We start from the raw sequence: 25,393 nt of genomic DNA, 5'->3' as shown, positions 1-25,393 counted from the left end.
GGGCCTCTTCAGACGAGTCTCGGAAACGGATCGGCGGGAAGCTGGGCGAGCGCGGCAGCTGGAAGCGCATCGGCTTCGATCAATGCAGCGGCCTTGGCCAGATCACCGGCCATGTAGCGATCGGCGCCCAGTGCGGGCACCTGCTCACGCAACGCGGCAATGACGGCGACCAGCGGCGCACTGGTTGCGTGCGGCGCGCGCAGCGTGATGCCCTGAGCGGCGACCAGAAGCTCGATGCCGAGGATGGCGGCGAGATTGTCGGCCATGTCGGACAGGCGCCGCGCAGCATGCGCGGCCATCGAGACATGATCTTCCTGATTGGCGCTGGTCGGCGTCGAATCGATCGAGCAGGCGAGCGCACGCTGCTTGTTCTCGGCATAGAGCGCGGCCGCCGTCACCTCGGCGATCATGAAGCCGGAATTGAGGCCGGGATCGGGGGTGAGGAACGGCGGCAGTCCGAAATTGAGCGCGGGATCGACCAGCGTCGCGATGCGCCGCTCGCTGATCGCGCCGATCTCCGACAGCGCCAGCGCGATGGCATCTGCGGCAAACGCCACCGGCTCGGCGTGGAAATTGCCGCCGGAGACGATCTCTCCGGTCTCGACCAGCACCAGCGGATTGTCGGTGACGGCATTGGCCTCCACGATCAGCGTGCGCGCGGCCTGCGTGATCAGATCGAGCGCAGCACCGGCAACCTGTGGCTGGCAGCGCAGGCAATAGGGATCCTGCACGCGCTCATCACCCTCGAGATGCGACATACGGATGTCGCTGCCGTCGAGCAACGCATTCAGCGTCGCAGCCGCCGCGATCTGGCCGGCATGGCCACGCAGCGCCTGGATTTCGGGCCGGAACGGTGCCGTCGACGCCATCGCCGCGTCCACCGACAGCGCACCGGTCACGAGCGCGGCGCGGGCGAGGCGAAATGCGCGCAACACGCCCGAGAGGGCGTAGGCGGTCGAGAATTGCGTGCCGTTGATCAGCGCGAGGCCTTCCTTGGGCCCAAGGGTCAAGGGCGTGAGGCCGGCGGCCGCGAGTGCCTCGCTGCCGGACACGATCTTGCCATCGATGATCGCCTGCCCTTGGCCGATCATCACGGCCGTCATATGCGCAAGCGGTGCCAGATCGCCGGAGGCGCCGACCGAGCCCTGCTGCGGCACCAGCGGATAGACGCCACGGGCCAGCATGTCCTGCAACTGCTCGATCACCACGCGGCGCACGCCGGAAGCGCCGCGGCCGAGCGAGACGATCTTCAGCGCCATCATCATGCGGACGATGGGCTCCGGCGTCGGCTGGCCGACGCCGCAGCAATGCGAGACGATCAGGTTGCGCTGAAGCAGCGCGGTCTGGTCCGGCGGAATGCGCTTCGATGCGAGCTTCCCGAAGCCGGTGTTGATGCCGTAGACGGGGACGTCGGCCTGCGCGGCCTGCGCAACGATCAGCGCAGCCGTATCGACACGCGGCCAGAACGAAGGATCGAGCAAGACGGGAGCACCTTCGAGCACGCGCGCGAGATCGTCGAGGCTCACTGTTCCCGGCTTGACGACGATCGCCGTCTCCTGCTCCGTCACTGCCCCCTCCATACCCGCTTGTGCAGCGGATTGAAGCCGATGCGGTAGACCAGCTCGGCGGGCCGCTCGATCTCCCAGATCGCGAGGTCGCACCATTTGCCGGTTTCCAGTGTGCCGATCTCGTTCAGCAGGCCGAGCGCCCGCGCGCCTTCACGGGTAACGCCGGCGAGGCACTCGGCCACATTCATCCGGAACAATGTCGCGCCCATGTTCATCGCGAGCAGCAGCGAGGTCAGTGGCGAGCTGCCGGGATTGCAGTCGGTCGCCAGCGCCATGGGAACGTTGTGCTTGCGGAACGTCTCGACCGGCGGCTTCTGCGTCTCGCGAATGAAGTAGAACGCGCCCGGCAGCAGCACGGCCACCGTGCCGGCCCTCGCCATGGCGGCAGCACCGGCTTCATCTGTATGCTCGAGATGATCGGCCGAGAGTGCCGAGAATTTCGCGGCAAGCGCAGCGCCGCCGAGATTCGAGAGCTGGTCGGCATGGAGCTTGATCGGCAGTCCAAGTCCCCTCGCCGCTTCGAACACCCGCGCAGTCTGTTCGGCGGAGAATGCGATGCCCTCCATGAAGGCATCGACGGCATCGGCGAGGCCCGCGTTTGCGATCGCCGGCAGCATCTCCTTGCAGACGAGATCGATGTAACCATCCTTGTCGCCACCCGCCTCGACCGGCAGCGCATGCGCACCCAAGAACGACGTGCGGATCGTAACAGGCCGCTCACGGCCGAGGCTGCGCGCAGCCGCGAGCTGGCGCATCTCGGTTTCGGTGTCGAGGCCGTAGCCGGACTTGATCTCGACCGTGGTGGCACCCTCGCCGATCAACGCGTCGAGCCGCGGCAGCGCGCCTGCGACGAGCTCGGCTTCGCTGGCTTTGCGCGTTGCCGCCACGGTCGAGACGATGCCGCCCCCGGCGCGCGCGATCTCCTCATAGCTTGCCCCCTTCAGGCGCAGCTCGAATTCATGCGCGCGGTTGCCGCCATAGACCAGATGGGTATGGCAGTCGACGAGACCAGGCGTGATCCAGCGCCCCTTGCACTCGATCCGCTCGATCGCGTCTGCATCGGCGGGAAAATCCGCTTTCGCGCCCGCATAGGCGATGCGACCGCCGCGTGCGGCGATGACACCATGCTCGATCTCGCCAAGATCGGGACGATCGACCCGCATCGTCGCGAGGCGGGCATTGTGCCAGATCCGGTCGAAGCGCTCTGCCATGCGGGTATCCATTCGCCGTGGGGATGCTTGACTTATATGTCTAGACATATAATCGTAAGGCGGTTCTGTCCAGCCGGCGTGTAGATCATGACCCGACTGCATTTCGCTTCCGCGCTCCTGCCTTCCGGCTGGGCCAATGACGTGCAGGTGGTGATCGCCGCCGGCGCGATCGCCGCGGTGACGCCGGGCGTGGCGCCGTCCGCCGGCGACGAGCGCCATGCTATCGCGCTTCCCGGACTTGCGAGCCTGCACAGCCACGCCTTCCAGCGCGGCATGGCAGGCCTTGCCGAATTGCGCGGCGATTCCACCGACACGTTCTGGACCTGGCGCGAGACGATGTATCGCTTTGCGCTGGCGATGACGCCCGACGACGTCGCGGCTGTGGCGACGCTGCTCTATGTCGAGATGCTCGAGCAGGGTTTTACCCGCGTCGGCGAATTCCACTATCTGCACCACGACCGCGACGGCTCGCCCTACGCTGACCCCGCCGAGATGGCCACGCGGATTGCACAGGCGGCCGAAGCCTCGGGCATTGCGCTGACGTTGTTGCCGACTTTCTATGCGCATGGCTCGTTTGGAGGCGCAGCGCCGAATGCCGGGCAGCGCCGCTTCATCTGCTCGGTCGATCAGTTCGCCGCATTGATGACGGCCTCGCGCCAGGCGATCAGCGCCTTGCCCGGCGCCAATATCGGCATCGCTCCGCACAGTTTGCGCGCGGTCACGCCGGACGAGCTCGCCGCGATCCTTCCGCTCGCCGAGGGCGGGCCGGTGCACATCCATGCCGCCGAGCAGGTGAAGGAGGTCGAGGATTGCCTCGCCTGGTCGGGCCGGCGTCCGGTGCAATGGCTGCTGGAGCACGCGCCTGTCGATCGGCGCTGGTGCCTCATTCACGCGACCCACATGACGAGTGAGGAAGTGACGGCTTTCGCCAAGACGGGCGCGGTCGCCGGCCTTTGCCCGATCACGGAGGCGAGCCTCGGCGACGGCACTTTCTCGGCGCGGGAGTTTGTCGACGCCGGTGGCCTTTTCGGCGTCGGTACCGATTCCAACGTGTTGATCGGCGCCGCAGACGAGTTGCGCCAGCTCGAATACGGCCAGCGGCTCAAGCACCGCCAGCGCAACGTTCTCTCCGGCGGCGCCGGCCGCTCCACGGGACGCTCGCTGTTCGACGGGGCGCTCGCCGGCGGCGCGCGGGCGCTGGCGCAGCCGACGGTCGGCCTCACACCCGGCGCGCGCGCCGATATCGTCACGCTCGACACGGCGTATCCATCGCTGGCGGGACGCGCGCAGGATGCGGCCATCGACGGCTGGATTTTTTCTGCCGGCGGCGCCGCCATTGATTGCGTCTGGGCCGGGGGCAACAAGGTGGTCGAGCGCGGTCAGCATGGATTGCGCCAAGCCGCACGCGAACGCTTCAACGCATCGATGCGGAGGCTCGTGGCATGAGCCTCGTCACCGATGCCGACAGGCCGACGCTCTACAAGCGCATCCGCGCCGACATCGAGCAGCGCATCCTGACCGGCGAATGGCCGCCCGGCCATCGCATTCCCTTCGAGCACGAGCTGGTCGCGCGCTACGGCTGCTCGCGCATGACCGTGAACAAGGCACTGTCTGAGCTGGCGCAGGCCGATCTGATCGAGCGGCGGCGCCGCGCCGGCTCGTTCGTGCGCCGGCCGCAGCATCAGTCGGCGGTACTCAAGATCGCCGACATCCGCGCCGAGATCACCGCGCTTGGCCGCAGTTACGGCTACGAGCTGATCGGCCGCAAGCTGCGCGCGGCGACGGCCGCCGACCGCGACCGGCTCGGCGTGAAGAAGGCCAACAAAGTGGTCGCGATCACCTGCCGGCACAGCGCCGACAAGGTCCCGTTCGCGGTCGAGGACAGGCTGATCGATCTCTCGTCCGTTCCTGACGCCGCAACCGCGGATTTCTCGCGCGAGCCGCCCGGCTCCTGGCTGCTTCACCATGTCCCATGGACCGAGGCCGAGCACACGATCAGCGCCATCGTCGCGGACGACCGCGCGGCGGAAGCGCTCGCGATCGCCGTCGGCGCCCCCTGTCTCGTGATCGACCGCTATACCTGGCGCAGCGCACGCACGATCACCGCCGTGCGCCTGCTCTATCCCGGTGACTCTCACCGCCTTGTCGCGCGATTCAAGGGTGGCTGAGAGGATATGTCGGCACAAATCGTGCAACGCTTCGCGGAACCGCCCATATGGGCCGGCAGAGATCAACAGGACGTCAAACCATCGATCGGCAAGAGGACGATAATCATGCGTAGTTCGACAGTATTTGCGACAATCATTGCTCTCGCGGCCTCCACTCCGGCGCTCGCCCAGGACGTCAAGGTCGGCATCGGCATTTCCGGGTGGACCGGCTTCGCGCCGCTGACGCTGGCGAAGGAGGCCGGCATCTTCAAGAAAAACGGCCTCGACGTCACCATCAAGAAGATCCCGCAGAAGGACCGCCATCTCGCCATCGCCTCCGGCGACATCCAGTGTGCGGCGACCACGGTCGAGACCTGGATCTCCTGGAACGCCAACGGCGTCGCCACCAAGCAGATCTTCCAGCTCGACAAGAGCTATGGCGCCGACGGGATGGCCGTGCGCAACGACATCGCCGCGATCAAGGACCTGAAAGGCAAGACCGTCGCCGCCTCCGCGCCGGGCACCTCGCCCTACTTCGCGCTGGCCTGGATGCTGAAGAAGAACGGCCTCACCACGAAGGACGTGACGGTGGTGAACCTCGAGCCGGCGGCTGCGGCGCAGGCCTTCGTCTCCGGCCAGAACGATGCGGCTATGACCTATGAGCCATACTTGTCGACCGTGCGTGCCGCGCCCGACAAGGGCAAGATCATCGCCACCACGCTGGACTATCCGATGGTCATGGACACGTTCGGCTGCACGCCGAAGTTCCTCACCGACAATCCCAAGGCCGCCAAGGCGCTCGCCGACAGCTATTTCGAGGCGCTCGAGATGATCGCCAAGGACCAGGCCAAGTCCTACGAGATCATGGGCGCCGACGTGAAGCAGACCGGCGAGCAGTTCGGCAACTCGGCGAAATATCTGCGCTGGCAGGACAAGGCTGCAAACCAGAAATTCTTCGCGGGCGAGTTCCTGACCTTCAACAAGGAGGCCGCCGAGCTCCTGCTCGAGATTGGTATCATCAAGGCCGTGCCGAAGGTCGAGGACCTCTACGACGCGAGCTTCATCAAGTAACGTTCTCCAAGCTGCCGGTTCCGCCTCAAGCGGAGCCGGCGCACCATTCGGATACAGTTTGATGCGTCCCCTGGATCCCGTGACATCGAAGCAACGTGCGGCATATGGCCTGGCGTTCTTCGTGCTGTTCGTCGCCCTCTGGTCATGGGCGACGTTCGGCGGCCATGTGTCGAAGACCTTCCTCGCCAATCCGCTCACCATGGTGCAGGAAGGCCTCGAGCTGCTCACCAAACACGGTTTCCTGTTCGACATCGGCATGACGATCTGGCGCGTCGTCGGCGGCTTTGCGCTCGCGGCGGTCATTGCGGTGCCACTCGGCGTGCTGATGGGCGCCTACAAGCCGGTCGAAGCCTTCCTCGAACCCTTCGTCTCATTTGCACGCTATTTGCCCGCCTCGGCCTTCATCCCGCTGCTGATCCTGTGGGCCGGCATCGGCGAGCTGCAGAAGCTGCTCGTCATCTTCATCGGCTCGGTGTTCCAGGTCATCCTGATGGTCGCGGTGACGGTCGGCGCCACGCGGCGCGATCTGGTCGAGGCCGCCTACACGCTGGGCGCCAGCGACCGCGGCATCATCCGCCGGGTGCTGCTGCCTTCCTCCGCGCCGGAGATCGCAGAGATCCTGCGGCTGGTGCTGGGCTGGGCCTGGACCTACGTCATCGTCGCCGAGCTGATCGGCTCGTCCTCGGGCATCGGTCATATGATCACCGACAGCCAGGCGCTGCTCAACACCGGCCAGATCATCTTCGGCATCATCGTGATCGGCTTGATCGGCCTGATCTCGGACTTCCTGTTCAAGGCGTTCAATGCCTGGCTGTTTCCCTGGAAGCTCGCATGACCATTCTTAAGGTTGCGCAGGTCTCGCGCACCTTCCCCGCGCGTCACGGCAACGCGCCGACCAGGGCGCTGGAGCCGACCGATCTCACCATCGGCAACAACGACTTCGTCACCATCCTCGGTCCCTCCGGCTGCGGCAAGTCCACGCTGCTGCGCATCGTCGCCGGTCTCGACCGTCCGACCGGCGGCCGCGTCACGCTCGATGGACGCGAAGTGACCGGCCCGGGCGCCGATCGCGGCATGGTGTTCCAGTCCTACACGCTGTTCCCCTGGCTGACGGTGCGCGAGAACATCGCATTCGGCCTGCGCGAGCGCGGCGTGTCCGAGGCGGAGCGACACAAGATCGCCGATGCCTTCATCCGCCAGGTCGGCCTGTCCGGTTTCGAAAACCATTGGCCCAAGCAACTCTCCGGCGGCATGCAGCAGCGCACCGCGATCGCACGCGCGCTCGCCAACGACCCGAAGATCCTGTTGCTCGACGAGCCGTTCGGCGCGCTCGACAACCAGACCCGCGCCTTGATGCAGGAAATGCTGCTCGGGATCTGGGAGCGCGACCAGAAGACCGTGCTGTTCGTGACTCACGATATCGAGGAAGCCATCTTCCTCGGTAGCCGCGTCATCGTCATGAGCGCGCGCCCCGGCCGCATCAAGGCGGACATTCATGTAGACCTGCCGCATCCCCGCTCCTACAAGATCAAGACCACGCCGGAATTCGTCCAGCTGAAGGAACGGCTGGTCGAGGAGATCCGAACCGAGGCGCTGAAGGTTGCCGAACATGCCTGACGCTCGTGCCGACGGACATCGCGTTCTCGCCGACCTCCATGCACTGCGTGCCTTCGGCGCCTACAAGACCGGCGTGCACAAGCCGACCTTCTCCGAGCCGCACAAGCTGTCGCTGGAGTGGCTCGTCCAGAAGCTGCCCGAGGCCGAGCTCTCCGCGACGATTGACGGCATCGGCAATGTGTTCGGGACGAGCTCGAAGTCCGGACCGAAACTGCTGGCGGGCTCGCACCTGGAAAGCCAGAACTATGCCGGCTGGCTCGACGGCCCGCTCGGCGTCGTCTATGCGCTGGAGGCGGCGCGCGTGCTCAATGCCGACGCTTCGGTGAACGGCGCGGTCGAGGTCGCCGCCTGGTGCGACGAGGAGGGACATTTCGGTCATTTCCTCGGCTCGCGCTCCTATGTCGGACAGGTGACCGAGGCCGACATCGACGCCGCGCGCGACCGCACCAGCGGCCGCAGCATGCGCGATGCCCTTGCCGACATGGGGCTGGCGGGGCGCCCGCGCATCACCGCCGAGCCGGGACGGCACGTCGGTTATCTCGAGGCGCACATCGAGCAGGGCGACACGCTCGAAAGCGGTCGCCTGGCGATCGGCGTCGTGACATCCATCGTCGGCATCTGGCAGTACCAGATCAACTTCGTAGGCGAGCAGAATCATGCCGGCACCACGCGCATGGCGGTGCGCAAGGATGCGGGCCTGGCGCTGGCCAGGTTCTGCGTGGCGATCGACGAGCGTTTCCCCGCCGCCTGCGGCCCGCGCACGGTCTGGACCACCGGCCGCATCACGCTCGATCCGGGCGCACCGAGCATCATTCCCGGTGGCGCGGAGATGTTGTTCCAGATCCGCGACGACGACCCGTTTGTCATCGCGCGGCTGGAGCAACTGCTGCGGACCATGGCGGACGAAGCCAGCGCAAATGGTCCCTGCACCGTCACGGTGACGAAGCTGCGCACCGGCGCACCCGCGATGATGAACGCGGGCTTTCAGGACGCGATCGAGGCCGCGAGCAAGGCCGTCGCCGGCGGCCGTTCCATCCGCATGCCGAGCGGCGCCGGCCACGATGCGCAGATGCTGGCGACCGTCATGCCCGCCGGCATGCTGTTCGTGCCGTCGATCGGCGGCATCAGCCATCACTGGACCGAGAACACGGCGGATGCCGATATCGTGACGGGCGCAGAGGTGTTCGTCGAGGCGTGCCGGCGGATCCTCGGGGGCTAGGTCGAGGCATGCAGCCGTTGAGCGCCTGCCACGACCATTCGAGCAGGGCTCTGCCATAAAGCCGCGGCAATCCTCGGGCCTGTCGACCGTCTCCTCCCCTGCTTCCCCGGAGTTCCCATGTCTTCTGCCGACCGGCCGGCGACCCGCCTCGCCACCCGGCTTGCCTTCCTCGTTGCGGGCTTCGGCATCGCGTGCTGGGCGCCGCTGGTGCCGTTCGCGAAGGCGCGGCTCGCGGTCGATGACGGCGTTCTCGGGCTGCTGCTGCTCAGCCTCGGCATCGGCTCAGTGATCGCGATGCTGCTGACCGGCGTGCTCAGCGCGCGCTACGGCAGCAAACCGATTATCATCGCGGGCGGACTTGGTCTCACGTTGGTGCTGCCATTGCTGGCCATCGCGGCGTCGCCCGCGACGCTCGCGCTGGCGCTGTTCGTCTTCGGGGCCGCACTCGGCTCCATTGACGTCGCCATGAATATCCACGCCGTGGAAGTGGAGCGCGCCGCGCGACGCCCGCTGATGTCCGGCTTCCACGCCCTGTTCAGCATCGGCGGCTTCGCCGGTTCCGCGCTGATGACGGCGCTGCTCTCTCTGCAGCTCGGCGCGCTCGCCTCGACGTTGATCTGCTCCGTGCTGATGCTGATCGCGATGCTCGTGACCTGGCCGCGCCTGCTTCGATCGGTGCAGGTGCAGGAAGGCCCATTGTTCGTGCTGCCGCATGGATCGGTGCTGCTGCTGGCGCTGCTCGGCGCCATCACCTTCCTGGTCGAAGGCGCGATGCTCGATTGGGGCGCGCTGCTCGTGATCGGCGCCGGGCTCGTCAGCGAGGCCCAAGGCGGCATCGGCTACATCGTGTTCTCGATCGCGATGACGATCGGCCGGCTCAGCGGCGACGCGGTCGTTGCACGCATCGGAGACCGCACGACGTTACTGTGGGGCAGCCTCATCGCGATCGCCGGCTTCGTGGTGCTGCTCACCGCGCCCGTGGCAGCGGTCGCCATCGCCGGATTCCTGCTGATCGGGCTCGGCGCCTCGAACCTCGTGCCCGTGCTATTCCGCCGGGCGGCGCAACAAAAGGTGATGCCCACGGGACTTGCGGTCGCGGCGATCACGACGGCCGGCTATGCAGGCGTCCTGCTGGGCCCTGCCGGCGTCGGCTTCGTCGCACAGCTCGGCGGACTGCCGCTGGCATTCTGGCTGCTCGCCGCCTTGATGGGTCTCGTCACGTTGACGGCGGGGATCGTCACCGCGGAGCAGCGCCGGACCTTGCATGTCGATGCGTGAGCGGACTCGCGTCGGCTTTGACCGATGAGGAGGTGGACCGCCACAGCCGGCGAGCCACCTTCTTCAGGCTCTAGCCTCCGACTGCCGCAGCGCGCCGCGGCAGCTTCCAGCCCGGCCGGATGAAGTGGCAGGTGTAGCCGTCAGGATAACGTTCGAGATAATCCTGATGCTCGGGCTCGGCTTCCCAGAACTCGCGCGCGGGCGCGACCTCGGTCACCACCTTGCCGGGCCACAGGCCGGAGGCCTCGACGTCGGCGATGGTGTCTTCGGCAATCCGCTTCTGCTCCTCGCTGGTGTAGAAGATCGCCGACCGGTAGCTCGTGCCGATATCGTTGCCCTGGCGGTTGAGCGTGGTCGGATCATGGATCTGGAAGAAGAACTCCAGCATGGTCCGGAAGCTGGTCCTGGCCGGATCGAACACGATCTCGATCGCTTCGGCATGACCTTCGTGATTGCGGTAGGTGGCGTTCCTGACATGCCCACCGGTGTAACCGACGCGGGTGGAGATCACGCCCGGCTGCTTGCGGATCAGATCCTGCATGCCCCAGAAGCAGCCGCCGGCCAAAACTGCGCGTTCCGTCGTCATGTGATGTGCTCCCAATGATCACTCAAGCGTTCGCATCATATAGGCTTTCGGCCGCCCGGCCGAAAGCCGCGCCTTGACGCCCACCGGGTCGTCTGGACCGGATGGACCAGAAGCAGGCGCTCGCCCTAGACCAGCTTGGCGTCGAGCGTGATGGCGGCGTTGAGCACCTTGGACACCGGGCAGTTCTTCTCGGCCTCGCCGGCGAACCGGGCGAAGCCGGCATCGTCGAGATTAGGCACCTTCGCCCGCAGGGTCAGGGCGGATTTGCTGATCTTGAAACCCTTGCCCTCGGGCTCGAGCGTGACGGCGGCTTCGGTCGAGAGTTCGTCGGGCGTGAAACCCGCCATCTGCAGGCCGAAGGCGAGCGCCATGGTGAAACAGCCGGCATGGGCTGCGGCGATCAACTCTTCGGGATTGGTGCCCTTCTCGTTCTCGAAGCGGGTCTTGAACGAATAGGGCGTGCTGGCAAGCACGCCGGATTCGCTCGACAGATGGCCCGTGCCATCGCGACCAGTGCCCTTCCAGACTGCTGTTGCCTTGCGGATCATCTCCGTTCTCCTTGCTTGCCTAAACCGGATCGAACGCGCGGATCGGCGGCAGATTGCCGGTGAACTTCTCCACCTCGACGGCCGTCAACTGGCCGGTGCAGCCCTGCGCCAGGGACGAGGTGCCGACGTCGCGGGTCAGCACATTCGGATTGCCGTGAACGCAGAGCGGCGCCTCGTCTTCGGGATCCATCGGATCGTACCACGCGCCGGTCGGAAGCTGAACCACGCCTGATACGATGCCGTCGGTGATGCGGACCGCGGCGAGGCACGCGCCGCGCTCGTTGAACAGGCGGATGATGTCGCCGTCCTTGATGCCGCGCGCCTGTGCATCGACCGGGTTCATGCGCGCGACCTCACGGCCGCGATGCTTTGAGCCGAGCGAATGACCGCCGAAATCAAGCTGGCTGTGCAGGCGCGTCACCGGCTGGTTGGCGACGAGGAAGCACGGTGCCCCCGGCTTGGGAACATCGGTCTTGTCGAGCCAGACCGGATGTCCGGGACAATCCGCATCACCGTGCCCCGCGATCTTGGCCGAGTAGATCTCGATGCGTCCGCTCGGCGTCGGCAAAGCGTGATTGATGGGATCCTCGCGAAAGCGGCGTAGCCGGCCGCCGTCGTCGGGCTGCTGCGGCACGATCAGGCTGCCGCGCGCCCAGAATTCTTCGAAGCTCGGCGCTTCGAGGCCGCGCTTGGCAAGCGAGGCGCGGGTCGGCTCGTAGAGATGCTCCAGCCATTGCCGCGACGTGCGCCCTTCGGTGAAGGGCTCGCGCGCCCCGAGGCGTTCGGCGAGATCGGCGAAGATGTCGTAATCGTCACGCGCGAGCCCGAACGGCTCGGCGATCCGGTGCATCGCGACCATCAGGGGATCGTTGGTGGAATAGCCGATATCCTCGCGCTCCAGCGTCATCGTCGCGGGCAGCACGATGTCGGCGTGGCGGGCGGTGGCGGTCCAGGCGAGCTCGTGCACGACCAGCGTATCCAGCTTCGCGAAGGCCTTGCGCAGGCGGTTGATGTCCTGATGGTGATGGAAGGGATTGCCGCCGGCCCAGTAGACCAGACGAATGTCAGGATAGGTGCGCGTCTCGCCGTTGTAGCGATACGTGGTGCCGGGATTGAGCAGCATGTCGGCGATGCGCGCCACCGGAATGAAATCGGCAACGCCGTTGCGGCCCTGCCCCAGCGTCGGCCCCGGCACGTCGTTGACGCGGCGGCCGTAATAGCCGATCGCACCCAGCGAATAGGCATAGCCGCCGCCGGGAAGGCCGATCTGGCCGAGGGCCGCCGCCAGCACCATGCCCATCCACACCGGCTGCTCGCCATGCTCGGCGCGCTGCAGTGAATGGGAGACGGTGATGAGCGCGCGCTTTCCGGCGAGGCGCCGCGCCAGCTTGCGGATCGCATCCGCACTGACGCCGCAGATCGCGGCGGCCCATTCGGCGTGCTTGGCTTGCCCGTCGCTCTCGCCGGTCAGATAACGCAGGAAGATCGGCCAGCCCTCGGTGTAGCGATCGAGAAAGGCCTGGTCGTGCAGCTTCTCGCTCACCAGCGTATGGACGATGCCGAGCATCAAGGCGGTGTCGGTGCCGGGCACGCAACTCATCCATTCGGCGCCGGCCTCGACCGGCAGATCGTCGCGCAGCGGGCTGACCAGGATGAACTCGCAACCGCGCGCCCGCGCCGCGGCCATGGCGCCGCGCTCGACATGCTTGCTGATCGAGCCGCCCGCCACCATGGAGTTCTTCAGCGCCATGCCGCCGAACGCCAGCACGATGTCCGTCTCTGCCGCAATCTGCTCCCAGGTGACGTTGCGCTTGGTGATGTCCTCGTAGCCTGCCAGGATCTGCGGCAGCAGCACCGAGGACGCACCGGACGAATAGGTGTTGACCGAGCGCACATAGCCGCCCATCGCGATGTTGAGGAAGCGATGCACCTGGCTCTGGGCGTGATGGAAGCGCCCGGCACTCGACCAGCCATAGGAGCCGCCGAACACGGCGCCGGGTCCGCGGGTGTCGCGAATGCGGCCAAGCTCGTCGCCGAGGAGATCCAGCGCCTTCTCCCAGCTGACGGAGACGAACTCGTCGCGGCCGCGGCGATCGTCGGGGCCCGGCCCGCGCTCGAGCCAGCCGCGGCGGATGGCCGGCTGGGCGATGCGCGCCTGGTGGCGGAGCGCGCCGGGAAAATTGTCGATGATGCCGTTCGGATCGGGATCGCCCGCATAGGCTCTGACCTCCAGCCCGGCCGCGCCCTGACGCGCGGAGAACACGCCCCAATGCGAGGTGTGCGGCTTGAAGCCATCCGACAGGTCAAGACCGGGGTCGGGGAAGCCAATCGTATCGTCCATCTCTGATCCTTGTTCCGGCGGCGTCGGCATGGGTGGTAATATACCGATCCGCTGCGGACGTCGTCGAGATCAGAGTTGACGGGAACGCTGACCTGCCCCGCGCAAAGCCAGCCTCAGGGCTGTTGACACTCCCGAGCGTCGTCGAGATCGTCATAGCGCTCGTTTTGGCGCCGCCGCTGCATCATCCACGTGCGCAGCAATCGACCAGCAGATTCCAGATCCGCTGCGTCTCTTCTCTCTTATTCGCTTCCGACACCTTCTCGGCGCTCGACTGATCGAACGCGGCGATGGTGTGGTGTGGGCGAGGCACGATCCACCGCTCAGAAATCGGGTCGTACCATTTGCCGATATTCATCTCAGTCACGTCGGTCGACTCACAAATTGACAGGCTCGGGCGATGCGCCCCGCGCGGTCCTCATCGGAGCCCGTGTGGCGCCACCCGATTCACCAATCAGGAGATCGCATGATGGTTCCCGACCCGCTGCGTCAGCCTGGCCGGACCGGATGCAGCGTGCGCGGATGCCGCTCATGCAGCAGTCGCGCCAACTCCTCACGCTCGGTGTCGCGGCCCTTCATCGCGGTCTCGAACAGCGCCTCCTGGATGTCGCGAGGCATGTCGCCCCACACCTCCATCGCCGCACGTCCGAGCAGGCCCGCAAAATGATCCACTCCATCGTTCATTCGGCTCTCCCGATCTGCCTACGAAAATGGAACAGCGGCGGCCGCTCCGCGTTCCACTGCCATCATTGTGAAAAGGAGACGTCTTTTATGGGATTCTTCACCAAGGACATCCAGTCGATGGAAGACCTGCTGCTGCACGGGCTGCAGGACATCTATTACGCGGAACAGCAGATCCTGAAGGCGCTGCCGAAGATGATCGACAAGGCCACCAACAGGGATCTCGTCGCCGGGCTGAAGGCGCATCTGGAAGAGACCAACAAGCAGGTCGAGCGCCTCGACAAGGTCTTCGCCAAGCTCGGCAAGGAGCCGAGCGGCACGCATTGCCCGGCCATCGACGGCCTGATCAAGGAAGCCGACGAGACCGCCGGCGAGATCGAGGACAAGGCCGTGCTGGACGCCGCGATCGTCGCCAACGCACAGGCTGTCGAGCACTATGAAATGTGCCGATACGGCACGCTGATCGCCTGGGCGGAAGAGCTCGGCCACGACGACATCGTGCGCTTCCTCACCACCAATCTGAACGAAGAGAAGGCCGCCAACACCAAGCTGAATACGGTGGCCCTGCGGAAGGGCGTCAACGCCAAGGCGTCCGACGCCGCGTGATTGCCGCAGACTGATCAAGACGATGGCGGCGCCCACGGCGCGCCATCGTCCCTGCATGGCGACGGCTCATCTCCGCCGCGAACAGATCCATCAGGTCAAATGAACGGCTTGCCGCCGGTGACGGGCAACGTCGCCCCCGACGTGTAGCTCGACAGCGGATCGGCCAGCATGACATAGGCCGTCGCGAGCTCGGCCGGTTGGCCGGCGCGCTGCATCGGCACCTGCTTGCCGAAGTTCTTGACCCTGTCCTCCGACATGGTCGAGGGAATCAACGGCGTCCAGATCGGCCCCGGGGCCACCGCATTGACCCGGATGCCCTTCTCGGCCAGCATCTGCGCAAGCCCGCCGGTGAAATTCTGGATGGCGCCCTTGGTCGTGGCGTAGGCCAGCAGGCTCGGGTTCGGCATGTCGGAATTCACCGAGGCCGTGTTGATGATCGCGGAGCCCGGCCGCATGTGGGGGACGGCGGCCTTGGCCAGATAGAACATGGCGTGGATGTTGGTCTCGAACGTCCGCTGCCATTCCTCGTCGCTGATATCGGCGATGTCCTTGAACGTCGCCTGATGGGCGGCGTTGTTGACGAGGATGTCGATGCCGCCGAGCTCCTCGACAGTGCGAAGCACGATGGCGCGGCAATGCTCGGGATTGCTGATATCGCCCGGGATCAGGACGGCCTTGCGTCCCTCCCGCTCGACCAGCGCCTTGACCTCGGCCGCATCCTCGTCCTCGTTCAGATAGGAGATGACGATATCCGCGCCTTCACGCGCATAGGCAATCGCGACCGCGCGGCCGATGCCGCTGTCGCCGCCCGTGATGATGGCCTTCTTTCCGGCAAGACGGCCGGAGCCCTTGTAACTCTCCTCGCCATGATCCGGGCGCGGCCGCATGGCCCGCGTCGAGCCCGGCATCGGCTGCTGCTGCGCAGGATAAGGCGGCTTTGGATAATTGGTCATGGACAACTCCCGGCGTTTGCTGCGCTAACGGAGCGCTGCCGGAAGTGTTCCTCGCGTTGATTTCGTCATCGCACAGCGTGGCCGCACCCCAGAGATCCGATTACAGCGGCTTTGCGGAACTCTCGGCTAGAAAAACTCCCTGGGATCGCTCACCATGGCGTCACCTTTGAGGGCCATCTTGCGGAGAGCATCTTGAAACTCGCGGGTGTTTTAACTGCGCCAAGATATCTCCAGCAATCGGACACGGGCTTGACACCTGTAGCCAAATCGAACGAGCGGATTTTCGGACTCCTGAGCGCAGCCGGCGTGTTCTGCATCTGGTCCGGCTTTCTCGTCTTCTCGAGGGCCGGCATGCAATCCGGCCTGACACCCTTCGATTTGACCGCGCTTCGGTTCCTGGTCACCGGCGCCCTGGTTCTTCCGTTCGCCAAGGCCTGGTGGCCGCGCCACCTGCCGCTGCACGCAATCCTGTCGATGTCAATTTGTGGGCCCGGCGTAGTATACAGCATTTTGATGTACTTTGGATTGAAGGGGGCGTCGGCAGCATACGGGGGAGCGTTCGCCAACGGCTCGCTGCCGATCTTCACCATTCTGCTGGGATTGCTTTTCGCACGGCGCGTGCCGTCCTGGCGGCAACTCATTGCAGTTCTCATCCTGCTCGTCGGGGCGGTGCTCGTTGCCATTCCGGGCATGCGCGCCGGCGGCAACAGCGTGGCATCGGCCATTGGGTTCTTCCTCGCAGCGTGACGATGCCGCTTCCGTTCGGATTCGTCGCGTCTGTGCGCTCAGTGCTGCCGCTCGCTACCTACCTCGCAGACATTTCACGGGCGCCAGGCTGCGAGCATGTAGCGTATCGTCGAAACCTTCTGCAGGGCGGACCGCTAGATCAGATTGGTCATTCTCAGTAGAGCCTCGTACGGTATCCTTCTTCCATCGTCTTCTCGGCCTCTTCGACCGCGATGGCGACAGTCTGCTCGGCGATGATCCGGCCGAGCGTCGGGAAACTGTTGCGCTCGACCTGAGCAGCCGGATTCCAGAGCTTCGAGCGCATCAGCGCCTTGCCACAATGAAAATAGGTCTCCTCGACATGGATCTTCAGCCCGATAATTGGGACCACGTTCTGCACCGCGAGCGGCGTCAACAGCTCGGCATCCTGCGAGATCTCGGCGCGGCCATTGACGCGCAGGGTCTCGTTGATCCCCGGCACCAGGAAGATCAGGCCGATGCCAGGGGAAGCGATGATATTGCCGAAGGTGTCGACGCGGTTGTTGCCACGCCGGTCCGGGATCAGCAGCGTCTTGTCGTCGAGCACGGCGACGAAGCCCGGCGCGTCGCCGCGCGGGCTTGCATCGGCATGACCGTTGCCATCGCTGGTGGCAAGGACGAGGAACGGGGAAAGCGCGATGAAGTCGCGACAGAACCTGTCGAGATGGCTGAGAACCTTCTTCTCGGCGAGCGGGCTGAGCTGCCCGAAATGCGCGCGCAGATCCTCTTGCGTCTTGACCGGCGGCTTGCCGCCTGCACCCTGGCTGCCCATTCGCGAACCTCCCTTTTTGCGGTGAGTTTCCTTCTTTCGGCTAATTGGCCTCGATGCCGCACCAGCTCGCGGTGAACAGCGCAAGCGCCTTGGTGACGCGCTTGACCGAGGCGAGATCGACGCGCTCGTTGAAGCCGTGCGCGCCTTCCATCGTGGCGCCGAAGCAAAACGCAGGCACGCCAAAATCGAGACCATAGAAGCGCGCATCGGTCAGTGCGGTTGACGAGAAGCTGGTCAGCTTGCGGCCGAACACATGCTCGTAGACCGGAGCGAGAACCGCCTCGCTTTCCTGAATCTCCGTCGCCTCGTAGCCCGGCGACAGGAAGCCGGACCAGACGATCTCCGGCGGATTGTTGGCGAGGAATGGATGCGAGCGCGCCGCCTTGGCGACGAAATCCACGATCTCGGCCTGGGCGTCGGCGATCTTCCAGCCGGGCAGCACACCAATGCGGCAATCGACATCGCACCAGGCGGGCACACTGGAGGCCCAGTCACCGCCCTTGATGATTCCAGGATTGAAGTTGAGCGGATGCTCGACCGATTTGAACGAGGGGTGCGTCTTCGCGCGCTCGTTCCATTCGGCCTCGAGACCTTCGAGCTTCTGGATCAGGTGGATTGCAGCCTTGATCGCATTTGAGCCGGTGCCGGCGCGTGCGACATGGACTGGTATCCCGCGCACTTTCAGGCGGAACCAGATCACGCCGACCTGGGCACGCATCAGCTTCTCGTCGGTCGGTTCGGGCAGGATGCAGACATCGGCACGATAGCCGCGCTGAAGTGTGGAGAGCGCGCCGAGTCCGGTGCTCTCCTCCTCGATCACCGATTGCAGGTGGATGCGGCCCTTGGGCCTGTAGCCCGCGGCCTTGATCGCATCGAGCGCGTAGAGCGCCGAGATTGTACCGGACTTCATGTCGCCGGCGCCGCGACCATAGAGCCAACCGTTCTCGACCACCGGCTGAAACGGTGGCCGCTCCCACATGTCGAGCGGACCTGCCGGCACGACGTCGCAATGGCCCTGAAGGATCAGTGAGCGGCCCTCTTCCCTGGCCGGCCGGAAGGTGCCGACAACGGAGCGGGCACGCGAGAAGTCGGTCTCGACCGGCCCGTAGCCCGGCAGCGCCTTCAGATCGTCCTGGTTGATGACCCAATCATCGACCTCGTAGCCGCGATCGCGCAACAGCTTTGCGAACATGTCCTGACAGGGCGCCTCCGCCGCGCGCGTGCTCGGGATCGCCGTGAACGCGATCGTGGTGTCGATCTGCTCGTCGAAGGCGGCATCCACAGCGGCCTCGATGCGCTCGCGCGCGCCGGCTGGAAGGGGACGGCTGTCGGTCATGAACTCATCCTTGCTGTCGCTAGTGTGCCGGTCACGCTGGCAAAGCCCGGCTGGTCGAAGAAATCGCGGCCCGGGATCGCATCGAGCAGCTCGCGTGTGTAGGCGGCTTGAGGGGCCGTGAAAACGTCCGCGGTCGCGCCCTCTTCAACGATGCGCCCTTTCTGGAGCACGATGACGCGGTCGGCGATCTCGGCGGCGATCCGCAGGTCGTGGGTGATGAAGATCATGGCGAGCTTCATCTCCTGCCGGAGCTCGGCAAGCAGCGCCAGCACCTGAGCCTGGACGGAAACGTCAAGCGCCGACACGGCTTCGTCGGCGATGAGCACGCGCGGCTTGAGTGCCAGTGCGCGCGCAATACAGATGCGCTGGCGCTGGCCCCCAGAGAATTCGTGGGGATAACGATCGGCGGCGACGGCGTTGAGGCCAACTCGCACCAGCAGCTTTCTCGCCTGCTCCATCGCTTCCGTGCGCGACGTGCCAAAGGCCATTGGTCCGCGCGCAATGGCATCGCCGACCTTCTGGCGCGGATCGAGGCTCGCAAACGGATCCTGGAACACGATCTGGAGCTGTTTTCGCGCCTGGCGGAGCGCCTCGCCGCGGAGCTGGCGCAGATCCTGGCCGTTGAAGCGGATGGCACCGCCATCCGGCTCGGTCAGACGCACGATCATGCGCCCGAGCGTCGACTTGCCGGACCCGGATTCGCCGACGACGGCGAGCGTCTCGCCCTCGTACAAGGTCAGCGAGATGCCGTCGGCTGCGACGACCTCGCGCGGCGGCTGCAACAGGCCGCGCTTGACCCGGAATGTCTTCTCAAGACCGATGACTTCGAGCAGCGGTGTAGGATGGACCGCGGTGCGGCGGATCTCGTCGAGCCGCGCCTTCGGCACGGCATCGATCAACTCGCGGGTGTAGTCAGCCTTAGGACTGCGCAGGACTTCCTCGACCGTCCCCTGCTCCACCACCTTGCCGTGACGAAGCACCACGACGCGGTCGGCGACATCGGCAACGACGCCAAAATCATGGGTGATCAACAGCACGCCCATGCCGCGGTCGCGCCGGAGATCGTCGATCAGGCGCAGGATCTGACGCTGGGTGGTGACGTCGAGCGCTGTGGTCGGCTCGTCAGCGACCAGGAGCGCCGGACGGTTGGCCATCGCCATCGCGATCATGACGCGCTGGCGCTGGCCGCCGGACAGCTCGAATGGATAGCTCTTCTCAAGCAGCTTTGGATTTGGCAGGCCGACCTGCGTCAGGAGCTGCTGCACGCGTTCGTGCACCTCAATTGCCGACGGCATTGGCTTCTGATGGGTGAGGATCATCTCCTCGATCTGCCTGCCAACCCGCTTGAGCGGGTTCAGCGAGGACAACGGCTCCTGAAAGATCATCGCGGCTTCGCCGCCGCGCAGGCGGCGCAGCGCCTGCCGGTCGAGCTTTGCCGGATCTTGTCCTGCGACAGTCACGGCGCCCGCGGCAATATTGACGCTCTTCGGCAGCAGCGACAGCACCGCATGGGCGATCATCGACTTGCCCGAGCCGGACTCGCCGACGAGACAGACAACCTCGTTGGGCTTGACCTCGAAGGAGACGTTCTCGACCGCGAACGGGCGATCGCCGCCTTCGGGCAGCGCGATCGAGAGCCCCTCTACCGACAGAACGGGTGCCTTGGCTTGCACGGCCTCGCTCATGACCGACGCCTCGATACACGCGGATTGAGCACATCGGAGAGACCTTCGCCGAACAGGTTGATGGCAAGCACGGTGATGAGGATCGCGAGCCCCGGAAACACGCTCATCCACCAGGCATTCCGGATGACGGTGCGGCCGGCTCCGATCATGAAACCCCAGGACATCAGATTGGGATCGCCGAGGCCCATGAAGGACAACGCGCTTTCGAGCAGGATGGCGGTGGCGACCGTCAGGGAGGTCACGACCAGGATCGGCGAAATCGCATTGGGCAGGATATGGCCGAGCACGATCTGCAAGGTGCCCTCGCCCTGGCACAGCGCGGCTTCGACGAATTCACGATTGCGCAGGCGCAGGAACTCGGCGCGGGTGAGGCGCGCCAGCGGCGGCCAGCTCACGGCGCCGATGGTCAGGATGATCGTCAGCAGCGACGGGTTGAAGGTCGCGACCAAGAGGATCGCAAGCACGAAAGCGGGGATGGTCTGGAACAGCTCGGTCACCCGCATCAGCACGAGATCGACCTTGCCGCCGAAATAGCCGGAAATTGCGCCGATCGTAACGCCGATCACCATAGCCGCCATGGCCGAGGCGATGCCGATGACGAGCGACACGCGGGCACCATAGGCGACGCCGGCCGCAACGTCGCGGCCGAGCGTGTCGCCGCCGAGCAGCAGGCCGTCCTCGCCGGGCGGCGTGAACGGCGCGCTGACCATTTCCCAGGGCGAGACCGGAAAGACGGTGGGCGCGATGAGCGCGATGACGACCACGACAAGCAGCACGACGAGGCCGACCATGCCGCTAGGATGACGCAGGAAGGCGCGAACCGCATCCATCACGCAGCTCCTGTCGTCATGCGGGGATCGATCAGCCTGTAGATCAGGTCGGTCAGCAGATTGAGCACGATGACCACGATCGACAGAATGAGAAAAATGCCGAGCAGCACGGGATAATCACGCTGGAGCAGCGCATCGAAGGTCAGCCGGCCGAGGCCCGGCCAGGCGAACACCGTCTCGATGACCACGGCGCCGCCGACCAGCGCGCCGGCCTGCATGCCGGCCACGGTGACGACGGGCACCAGCGCGTTGCGCAGCATGTGGCCGACCACAATGCTGGGCCCGGAGAGGCCCTTGGCGCGCGCGGTCTTGATGAAGTCCTGCTGGGCGACCTCGATGATCGAGGACCGCATCAGCCGGGCATAGATCGCGAGATAGATCGCCGCCAGCGAGGTCACCGGCATGATCATGTGCTTGGCGATGTCGAGCGCATGCTCCAGCGGCGAGAGCTTGACGTTGATGGTCTCGTAACCGAACGGCGGCAGCCAGCCGAGTGTCACGGAGAAGACCAGCACCAGCATCAGCCCCAGCCAGAACACCGGCGTCGCATAAAGCACCAGCGACAGCACGGTGAAGACCGTATCGAGCACGCTGCCCGCCGCCAGCCCCGCGAGCGCGCCAAGGGTCGTGCCGATCAGCAGCGCGAGGCAGAAGGCCGTCACCGTCAACAGCAGCGTCGCCGGCAGCCGTTCCAGGATGAGATCGACCACCGCGCGGCGCTGGCGGTAGGAATAGCCGAGGTCGAGCCTGACGACGCGGCCGAGATAGCTTGCGAGCTGCACGGCGTAGGGCTTGTCGAGCCCATATTCCTTGCGCAGATCTTCCAGCAACTTCGGATCGGACGCGCCGGATTGGCCGGCCATGACCTGGGCGGGATCGCCAGGGGCGGCCCGCACCAGCACGAAGTTGAAAGTGGCGATGACGAGGATGACGGCGACGAGCTGGGCAATCCGGCTCAGTGCCATCAGCCCGATCGTCGCCGCGCTGCCGAGACGGATCACGATTTGTAGACCGACCCGAAGGTTTCGTGCGAGCCGATGCCGGTCGACACGATGTTCTTGAACGCCTTGTCGTAGATGATGGGATATTCGAGCTCCAGCGTCCAGGCGACCGGCACGTCCTCGATCAGGATCTGCTGCACCTTGGAATAAAGCTCCTGTCGCTTGGCCTCGTCGAGCGTGACGGCGGCCTCGTCGAACAGTCTGTCGACCTCAGGGTTGGAATAGCCTTCGGTATTCGAGAACAGGATGCCTTTCTTGATGTTCGACGACACGTAAGTGCGGGAGACGCCGAGCGCGGGATCGCCGAGCTGGTAGAGCAGGTTTTGGGTCATCTCATAGTCCCAGTTGCCGACCTTCTCGGCCCAGCCGGCCATGTCGGTGCCGACGAGGACGAGATCGATGCCGACGCGGGCAAAACTCTGGCGGAAGAACTCGCCGGCGCGCTGATAGGATTCGCCGTAAGGCGGCACGATGTATTTGATCTCAGCGCGCTTGCCGTTGGTGTCGGGCTTCAGCCCCATCTCGTCGAGCAGCGCCTTGGCCTTGTCGATCGAATAGTCGTAGCGCTTGACCTTGCCGTCGTAGAATTTCGTCTTGGACGAGATCGGGCCGGTCGCGACCTTGGCGCTGCCGAAATAGACCCGCTTGGCGAGCGCATCGCGGTCGATCAGGTGCATCACCGCCTGCCGGAAGCGCTTGTCGTTCATCGGCGCGATACGGTTGTTCATCTCGAGCCACTGGTGCGGCGCGAAATACTCATAGCCCTTGGTGGTGACTTCGAGGTTTTTCTGCGCCTTGAAGCGCTGCACGTCGAAGAACTCGACGTCGGTCCATTGCGCGAGTTGCACCGTGCCGTTCTCCAGCGCCAGCGCGCGCGATGCCGAATCCGGGATGATGCGGTAGATGATCTCATCCAGGTGCGGCTGGTCCTTCAGATAGTATCCTTCATGGCGCACCAGATGGACATGCGAGCCGCGCACCCATTCCTTCAGCTTGAATGGGCCGGTGCCGATCGCCTTGTCGTTCAGCGGGTTCTTGCGGTAGTCGGTGCCTTCATAGATGTGCTTTGGCACGATCGGCGCCGAGGTGCAGTCAAAGCAGCCGAGGAACGGCGCGAAGGGCTGCTTCAGCTTGAACACGACGGTGAGCGGATCTGGCGCCTCGGCCGAAGCGACGCGCGCAAAGTTCTGCCGCGCGCGCGGATGCGTCTCGGTCAACACCTTCATGCAGCTGAACACGACGTCCTCGGACGTCATCGGCTTGCCGTCGTGGAAGGTGATGTTGGGAAACAGCTTGAACGTATAGGTCAGCCCGTCCGGCGAAATCTCCCAGGACTGCGCCATCCCCGGCATCGGCTTGAGGTCAGCGCCATATTTGAGAAGGCTCTCGTAGATCTTGCCGCCGAGCGTCAGCGTCGGCTGCTGCTGGTTGAAGGCGGTGACCAGCAGCGGCGGCTCGGGCTGGATGATGGTGTTGAGCGTTCCACCGCGGGTCTGGCCGGCCGCGCGCGTGATGCCGAAGGGGATAGCGGCGCCGGCGGCCAGCATGGCCTGGGTGAATTCGCGTCTGTTCATCGAGCTCTCCGTGTCGCATATCGGCGTGAGAAGGACCTTGCCAGACGCCGTATTCGGGTTTGACGAATCTGACTGGCGCGAGCATTGTTGCCAAACGCCCTGTCCCGCGCTACCTGATCGGGGACAAGAACCATCGCGATCGGGCCATATCTGGCCCGGAAGATGCATAAGAGCCTTGCAGAAAAGGACTTGGATCGGGAGTTCACGACACGTGAAAGTCGTTACGCGGCGAGATGTGACTGGCGAATTGCGCACCTGCAGCAAACAGGAGGGCCCCGCAGCGGCCGCCCACTATGCCGGACAACTTCAGACGATCGCGCGGCCGGTCGCCGCGATGACCGCAACTTATCCGAACGAGAGCACCAGCACGCGGCACGCGCATCGGCGCGACCAGTTCATCCTGCAGATCACCGGCGTCACGGCGATGATGACCGAGCGCGGTCATTTCGTGGTTCCACCCGGGCATGGATTATGGATTCCGGCTGGCGTTGTACATCAGTCGCGCGCCTGGGGTGAAGTCGAGGCCCAGACGATCTATGTCACGCCTGATCGCGGACGAGGAACGTCGGAGACGTGCCGCCTGATTCGTGCATCCTCGCTCGTCGAAGCCCTGATGGACGAGGCGGTGCGGATGCCGCAGACCTACGACCAGGACGGACGCGACGGCAAGCTTCTCGAACTCCTGCTCGCCGAGATCTCACACATGCCGGAGGTGACGCTTCACGTGCAGGTGCCACCGGACCCCCGCCTTGCAACGATCTGCAAGGCAGTGCTTGGCGACCCCTCCTCGGACCTCACGCTCGACGACTGGGCAGACAAATGCAGCCTCAGCCGGCGAACGCTGACGAGGCTGTTCCGCCGCGAGACCGGTCAGAGCTTTTCAGTGTGGCGACAACGCGTGCGGCTCCTGGAAGCTTTGGCACGCCTGGGCGCAGGCGAACCCGTCACATGCGTAGCGCTGGACGTGGGCTATGACAGCCCGAGCGCATTCGCCGCCATGTTTAAGCGCGAGCTAGGCGCTGCACCGCGGCATTATCTTCGCTGGACAGATCAAGAAGTCGTGCTGCGCTAGTCGCTAGCGACGACGCCGGTTCGTCGAGATGAAAACCGCGCTGAGACAGCCATCTTGTAGTAATGGTGGTCGCGCCAGCGCGTGCCTTCGCCCGGAGCGGGGACCATCTTGCAGCAGAACCATGATGTGTCATCGCGCGCTGAAGCGTACAGGCGCCGTGATGGATCGCCTGGCGCCTGCCGGAGGTACCGGCGAGGCACGGTGCACCAGCGCGATCACCTCTCGTCGAGTTCAGCCGAGCCTGCCGAACCGGCGAGGCTTGCGGAGAGCACATTGCCTCGAGGTCGTTCACTCCGTAGACGATGTCGTCCGATTGATCCATAGTCTTGCAATCGAACGACTTGTGTTGCGCCTTCGCGTGCTTGCCGGCGCGGCGTCGAACTGCTGAAGCAGCGTCCGGTGGTTCGGCGACATCGGGGGTAGAATGACGAGACTTTTCCGGCGAATGCGATGGTGTCAGAGCGGAAGTCGGTCGAGGAGGCTACGATGTTCGTCGGATTTGAGAAATAGCGGCGCGCGACGGGCTGGAGGTACA

Annotated in this window: 24 protein-coding genes and 1 pseudogene; 11 read left to right on the top strand and 14 right to left on the bottom strand. The window is 65.2% G+C overall.

The genetic code is table 11. The annotated features are described in order from the left end of the window. Positions 1-8: 8 nt before the first annotated feature. Both hutH and hutI read right to left on the bottom strand, forming a co-directional pair. Positions 9-1,568: a histidine ammonia-lyase gene (gene hutH, locus I6F21_RS05215; protein ID WP_225182843.1), complete on the bottom strand. Its 1,560-nt coding sequence runs from the start codon at positions 1,566-1,568 to the stop codon at positions 9-11. Beyond that, positions 1,565-2,779 carry an imidazolonepropionase gene (gene hutI, locus I6F21_RS05210; RefSeq protein WP_225182842.1) on the bottom strand — a complete coding sequence of 405 codons (1,215 nt, stop codon included), beginning with the start codon at positions 2,777-2,779 and terminating at the stop codon, positions 1,565-1,567. Before hutI ends, hutH begins: the two co-directional genes overlap by 4 nt. An 87-nt stretch (positions 2,780-2,866) precedes the next feature. On the opposite strand from hutI, the gene I6F21_RS05205 reads away from it, so the two are divergent. The 7 genes from I6F21_RS05205 (at position 2,867) to I6F21_RS05175 (ending at position 10,111) form a co-directional block, all read left to right on the top strand. Next, complete coding sequence (locus I6F21_RS05205; RefSeq protein WP_225182841.1) at positions 2,867-4,225, top strand: formimidoylglutamate deiminase; 1,359 nt, start codon at positions 2,867-2,869, stop codon at positions 4,223-4,225. After that, positions 4,222-4,947: a histidine utilization repressor gene (gene hutC, locus I6F21_RS05200; RefSeq protein ID WP_074448225.1), complete on the top strand. Its 726-nt coding sequence runs from the start codon at positions 4,222-4,224 to the stop codon at positions 4,945-4,947. The genes I6F21_RS05205 and hutC overlap by 4 nt, the downstream gene beginning before the upstream one ends. 105 nt (positions 4,948-5,052) lie before the next feature. Then, positions 5,053-5,997 carry an ABC transporter substrate-binding protein gene (locus tag I6F21_RS05195; protein WP_225182840.1) on the top strand — a complete coding sequence of 315 codons (945 nt, stop codon included), beginning with the start codon at positions 5,053-5,055 and terminating at the stop codon, positions 5,995-5,997. A 61-nt stretch (positions 5,998-6,058) separates the two neighbouring features. Then, the gene (locus tag I6F21_RS05190) at positions 6,059-6,832 is read left to right on the top strand and encodes an ABC transporter permease (RefSeq protein ID WP_036008029.1); all 774 of its coding nucleotides are present in this window, start codon (positions 6,059-6,061) and stop codon (positions 6,830-6,832) included. After that, positions 6,829-7,614 carry an ABC transporter ATP-binding protein gene (locus tag I6F21_RS05185; RefSeq protein ID WP_225182839.1) on the top strand — a complete coding sequence of 262 codons (786 nt, stop codon included), beginning with the start codon at positions 6,829-6,831 and terminating at the stop codon, positions 7,612-7,614. The genes I6F21_RS05190 and I6F21_RS05185 overlap by 4 nt, the downstream gene beginning before the upstream one ends. After that, positions 7,607-8,833, top strand: coding sequence for a Zn-dependent hydrolase (locus tag I6F21_RS05180; RefSeq protein WP_225182838.1), 1,227 nt, complete (start codon positions 7,607-7,609; stop codon positions 8,831-8,833). The genes I6F21_RS05185 and I6F21_RS05180 overlap by 8 nt, the downstream gene beginning before the upstream one ends. A gap of 117 nt (positions 8,834-8,950) precedes the next feature. Continuing rightward, positions 8,951-10,111: an MFS transporter gene (locus tag I6F21_RS05175; protein WP_225182837.1), complete on the top strand. Its 1,161-nt coding sequence runs from the start codon at positions 8,951-8,953 to the stop codon at positions 10,109-10,111. Positions 10,112-10,181: 70 nt separating this feature from the next. Here I6F21_RS05175 and msrA read toward each other — a convergent pair whose 3' ends face one another. The 5 genes from msrA to I6F21_RS05150 form a co-directional block, all read right to left on the bottom strand. Next, positions 10,182-10,697: a peptide-methionine (S)-S-oxide reductase MsrA gene (msrA, locus tag I6F21_RS05170; RefSeq protein WP_225182836.1), complete on the bottom strand. Its 516-nt coding sequence runs from the start codon at positions 10,695-10,697 to the stop codon at positions 10,182-10,184. 125 nt (positions 10,698-10,822) lie between these two features. Continuing rightward, positions 10,823-11,245, bottom strand: coding sequence for an OsmC family protein (locus tag I6F21_RS05165; RefSeq protein WP_225182835.1), 423 nt, complete (start codon positions 11,243-11,245; stop codon positions 10,823-10,825). A 19-nt stretch (positions 11,246-11,264) separates the two neighbouring features. Beyond that, positions 11,265-13,586 (bottom strand): molybdopterin guanine dinucleotide-containing S/N-oxide reductase, encoded by a 2,322-nt coding sequence (locus tag I6F21_RS05160; protein ID WP_225182834.1) that lies wholly within the window; start codon positions 13,584-13,586, stop codon positions 11,265-11,267. A 181-nt stretch (positions 13,587-13,767) separates the two neighbouring features. Beyond that, complete coding sequence (locus I6F21_RS05155; RefSeq protein ID WP_225182833.1) at positions 13,768-13,941, bottom strand: hypothetical protein; 174 nt, start codon at positions 13,939-13,941, stop codon at positions 13,768-13,770. A gap of 131 nt (positions 13,942-14,072) precedes the next feature. After that, entirely contained in the window at positions 14,073-14,267 is a 195-nt protein-coding gene (locus tag I6F21_RS05150) for a hypothetical protein (RefSeq protein WP_225182832.1), read from the bottom strand. A gap of 87 nt (positions 14,268-14,354) precedes the next feature. On the opposite strand from I6F21_RS05150, the gene I6F21_RS05145 reads away from it, so the two are divergent. After that, positions 14,355-14,870: a ferritin-like domain-containing protein gene (locus I6F21_RS05145; protein WP_225182831.1), complete on the top strand. Its 516-nt coding sequence runs from the start codon at positions 14,355-14,357 to the stop codon at positions 14,868-14,870. Between the two features lie 95 nt (positions 14,871-14,965). On the opposite strand, the gene I6F21_RS05140 is transcribed toward I6F21_RS05145, so the two are convergent. Further along, positions 14,966-15,823, bottom strand: coding sequence for an SDR family oxidoreductase (locus tag I6F21_RS05140; RefSeq protein ID WP_225182830.1), 858 nt, complete (start codon positions 15,821-15,823; stop codon positions 14,966-14,968). Positions 15,824-16,015: 192 nt separating this feature from the next. On the opposite strand from I6F21_RS05140, the gene I6F21_RS05135 reads away from it, so the two are divergent. Then, on the top strand, positions 16,016-16,570 hold the full coding sequence (locus I6F21_RS05135; RefSeq protein WP_225182829.1) for a DMT family transporter: 555 nt from the start codon (positions 16,016-16,018) through the stop codon (positions 16,568-16,570). A gap of 154 nt (positions 16,571-16,724) precedes the next feature. On the opposite strand, the gene I6F21_RS05130 is transcribed toward I6F21_RS05135, so the two are convergent. The 6 genes from I6F21_RS05130 to I6F21_RS05105 are packed head-to-tail and all read right to left on the bottom strand — an operon-like array spanning position 16,725 to position 23,786. Then, positions 16,725-17,360 carry a pyridoxamine 5'-phosphate oxidase family protein gene (locus I6F21_RS05130; RefSeq protein WP_036029306.1) on the bottom strand — a complete coding sequence of 212 codons (636 nt, stop codon included), beginning with the start codon at positions 17,358-17,360 and terminating at the stop codon, positions 16,725-16,727. Between the two features lie 40 nt (positions 17,361-17,400). Continuing rightward, positions 17,401-18,696: an ArgE/DapE family deacylase gene (locus I6F21_RS05125; protein ID WP_109142916.1), complete on the bottom strand. Its 1,296-nt coding sequence runs from the start codon at positions 18,694-18,696 to the stop codon at positions 17,401-17,403. Continuing rightward, the gene (locus I6F21_RS05120) at positions 18,693-20,381 is read right to left on the bottom strand and encodes an ABC transporter ATP-binding protein (RefSeq protein ID WP_225182828.1); all 1,689 of its coding nucleotides are present in this window, start codon (positions 20,379-20,381) and stop codon (positions 18,693-18,695) included. Before I6F21_RS05120 ends, I6F21_RS05125 begins: the two co-directional genes overlap by 4 nt. Next, complete coding sequence (locus tag I6F21_RS05115; protein ID WP_036008084.1) at positions 20,378-21,211, bottom strand: ABC transporter permease; 834 nt, start codon at positions 21,209-21,211, stop codon at positions 20,378-20,380. Before I6F21_RS05115 ends, I6F21_RS05120 begins: the two co-directional genes overlap by 4 nt. Next, positions 21,211-22,212 (bottom strand): ABC transporter permease, encoded by a 1,002-nt coding sequence (locus I6F21_RS05110; protein WP_225114620.1) that lies wholly within the window; start codon positions 22,210-22,212, stop codon positions 21,211-21,213. The genes I6F21_RS05115 and I6F21_RS05110 overlap by 1 nt, the downstream gene beginning before the upstream one ends. After that, complete coding sequence (locus I6F21_RS05105) at positions 22,209-23,786, bottom strand: ABC transporter substrate-binding protein (RefSeq protein WP_225182827.1); 1,578 nt, start codon at positions 23,784-23,786, stop codon at positions 22,209-22,211. Before I6F21_RS05105 ends, I6F21_RS05110 begins: the two co-directional genes overlap by 4 nt. A gap of 211 nt (positions 23,787-23,997) precedes the next feature. Here I6F21_RS05105 and I6F21_RS05100 point away from each other — a divergent pair, with 211 nt between their 5' ends. Both I6F21_RS05100 and I6F21_RS05095 read left to right on the top strand, forming a co-directional pair. Beyond that, the gene (locus tag I6F21_RS05100; RefSeq protein ID WP_225182826.1) at positions 23,998-24,858 is read left to right on the top strand and encodes a helix-turn-helix transcriptional regulator; all 861 of its coding nucleotides are present in this window, start codon (positions 23,998-24,000) and stop codon (positions 24,856-24,858) included. A 426-nt stretch (positions 24,859-25,284) separates the two neighbouring features. Further along, positions 25,285-25,368 (top strand): annotated as a pseudogene (locus I6F21_RS05095) (nitroreductase); the annotation flags it as partial. Positions 25,369-25,393: the final 25 nt, after the last annotated feature.

It is taken from the genome of Bradyrhizobium sp. NBAIM03, from assembly GCF_020194055.1.
In the GTDB taxonomy this organism is placed as follows: domain Bacteria; phylum Pseudomonadota; class Alphaproteobacteria; order Rhizobiales; family Xanthobacteraceae; genus Bradyrhizobium; species Bradyrhizobium yuanmingense.
This window is presented reverse-complemented; position numbering and strand designations above follow the sequence as displayed.

What these genes read in the sequence shown, in the direction of transcription:
- I6F21_RS05180 (WP_225182838.1), top strand. Translation starts at nt 7,607, where the DNA reads ATGCCTGACGCTCGTGCCGACGGACATCGCGTTCTCGCCGACCTCCAT.
- I6F21_RS05205 (WP_225182841.1), top strand. Translation starts at nt 2,867, where the DNA reads ATGACCCGACTGCATTTCGCTTCCGCGCTCCTGCCTTCCGGCTGGGCC.
- I6F21_RS05160 (WP_225182834.1), bottom strand. Translation starts at nt 13,586, where the DNA reads ATGGACGATACGATTGGCTTCCCCGACCCCGGTCTTGACCTGTCGGAT.
- msrA (WP_225182836.1), bottom strand. Translation starts at nt 10,697, where the DNA reads ATGACGACGGAACGCGCAGTTTTGGCCGGCGGCTGCTTCTGGGGCATG.
- I6F21_RS05175 (WP_225182837.1), top strand. Translation starts at nt 8,951, where the DNA reads ATGTCTTCTGCCGACCGGCCGGCGACCCGCCTCGCCACCCGGCTTGCC.
- I6F21_RS05185 (WP_225182839.1), top strand. Translation starts at nt 6,829, where the DNA reads ATGACCATTCTTAAGGTTGCGCAGGTCTCGCGCACCTTCCCCGCGCGT.
- hutI (WP_225182842.1), bottom strand. Translation starts at nt 2,779, where the DNA reads ATGGCAGAGCGCTTCGACCGGATCTGGCACAATGCCCGCCTCGCGACG.
- I6F21_RS05105 (WP_225182827.1), bottom strand. Translation starts at nt 23,786, where the DNA reads ATGAACAGACGCGAATTCACCCAGGCCATGCTGGCCGCCGGCGCCGCT.
- I6F21_RS05155 (WP_225182833.1), bottom strand. Translation starts at nt 13,941, where the DNA reads ATGAATATCGGCAAATGGTACGACCCGATTTCTGAGCGGTGGATCGTG.
- hutC (WP_074448225.1), top strand. Translation starts at nt 4,222, where the DNA reads ATGAGCCTCGTCACCGATGCCGACAGGCCGACGCTCTACAAGCGCATC.
- I6F21_RS05115 (WP_036008084.1), bottom strand. Translation starts at nt 21,211, where the DNA reads ATGGATGCGGTTCGCGCCTTCCTGCGTCATCCTAGCGGCATGGTCGGC.
- I6F21_RS05130 (WP_036029306.1), bottom strand. Translation starts at nt 17,360, where the DNA reads ATGGGCAGCCAGGGTGCAGGCGGCAAGCCGCCGGTCAAGACGCAAGAG.
- I6F21_RS05120 (WP_225182828.1), bottom strand. Translation starts at nt 20,381, where the DNA reads ATGAGCGAGGCCGTGCAAGCCAAGGCACCCGTTCTGTCGGTAGAGGGG.
- I6F21_RS05195 (WP_225182840.1), top strand. Translation starts at nt 5,053, where the DNA reads ATGCGTAGTTCGACAGTATTTGCGACAATCATTGCTCTCGCGGCCTCC.
- I6F21_RS05190 (WP_036008029.1), top strand. Translation starts at nt 6,059, where the DNA reads ATGCGTCCCCTGGATCCCGTGACATCGAAGCAACGTGCGGCATATGGC.
- I6F21_RS05145 (WP_225182831.1), top strand. Translation starts at nt 14,355, where the DNA reads ATGGGATTCTTCACCAAGGACATCCAGTCGATGGAAGACCTGCTGCTG.
- I6F21_RS05140 (WP_225182830.1), bottom strand. Translation starts at nt 15,823, where the DNA reads ATGACCAATTATCCAAAGCCGCCTTATCCTGCGCAGCAGCAGCCGATG.
- I6F21_RS05125 (WP_109142916.1), bottom strand. Translation starts at nt 18,696, where the DNA reads ATGACCGACAGCCGTCCCCTTCCAGCCGGCGCGCGCGAGCGCATCGAG.
- I6F21_RS05165 (WP_225182835.1), bottom strand. Translation starts at nt 11,245, where the DNA reads ATGATCCGCAAGGCAACAGCAGTCTGGAAGGGCACTGGTCGCGATGGC.
- I6F21_RS05150 (WP_225182832.1), bottom strand. Translation starts at nt 14,267, where the DNA reads ATGAACGATGGAGTGGATCATTTTGCGGGCCTGCTCGGACGTGCGGCG.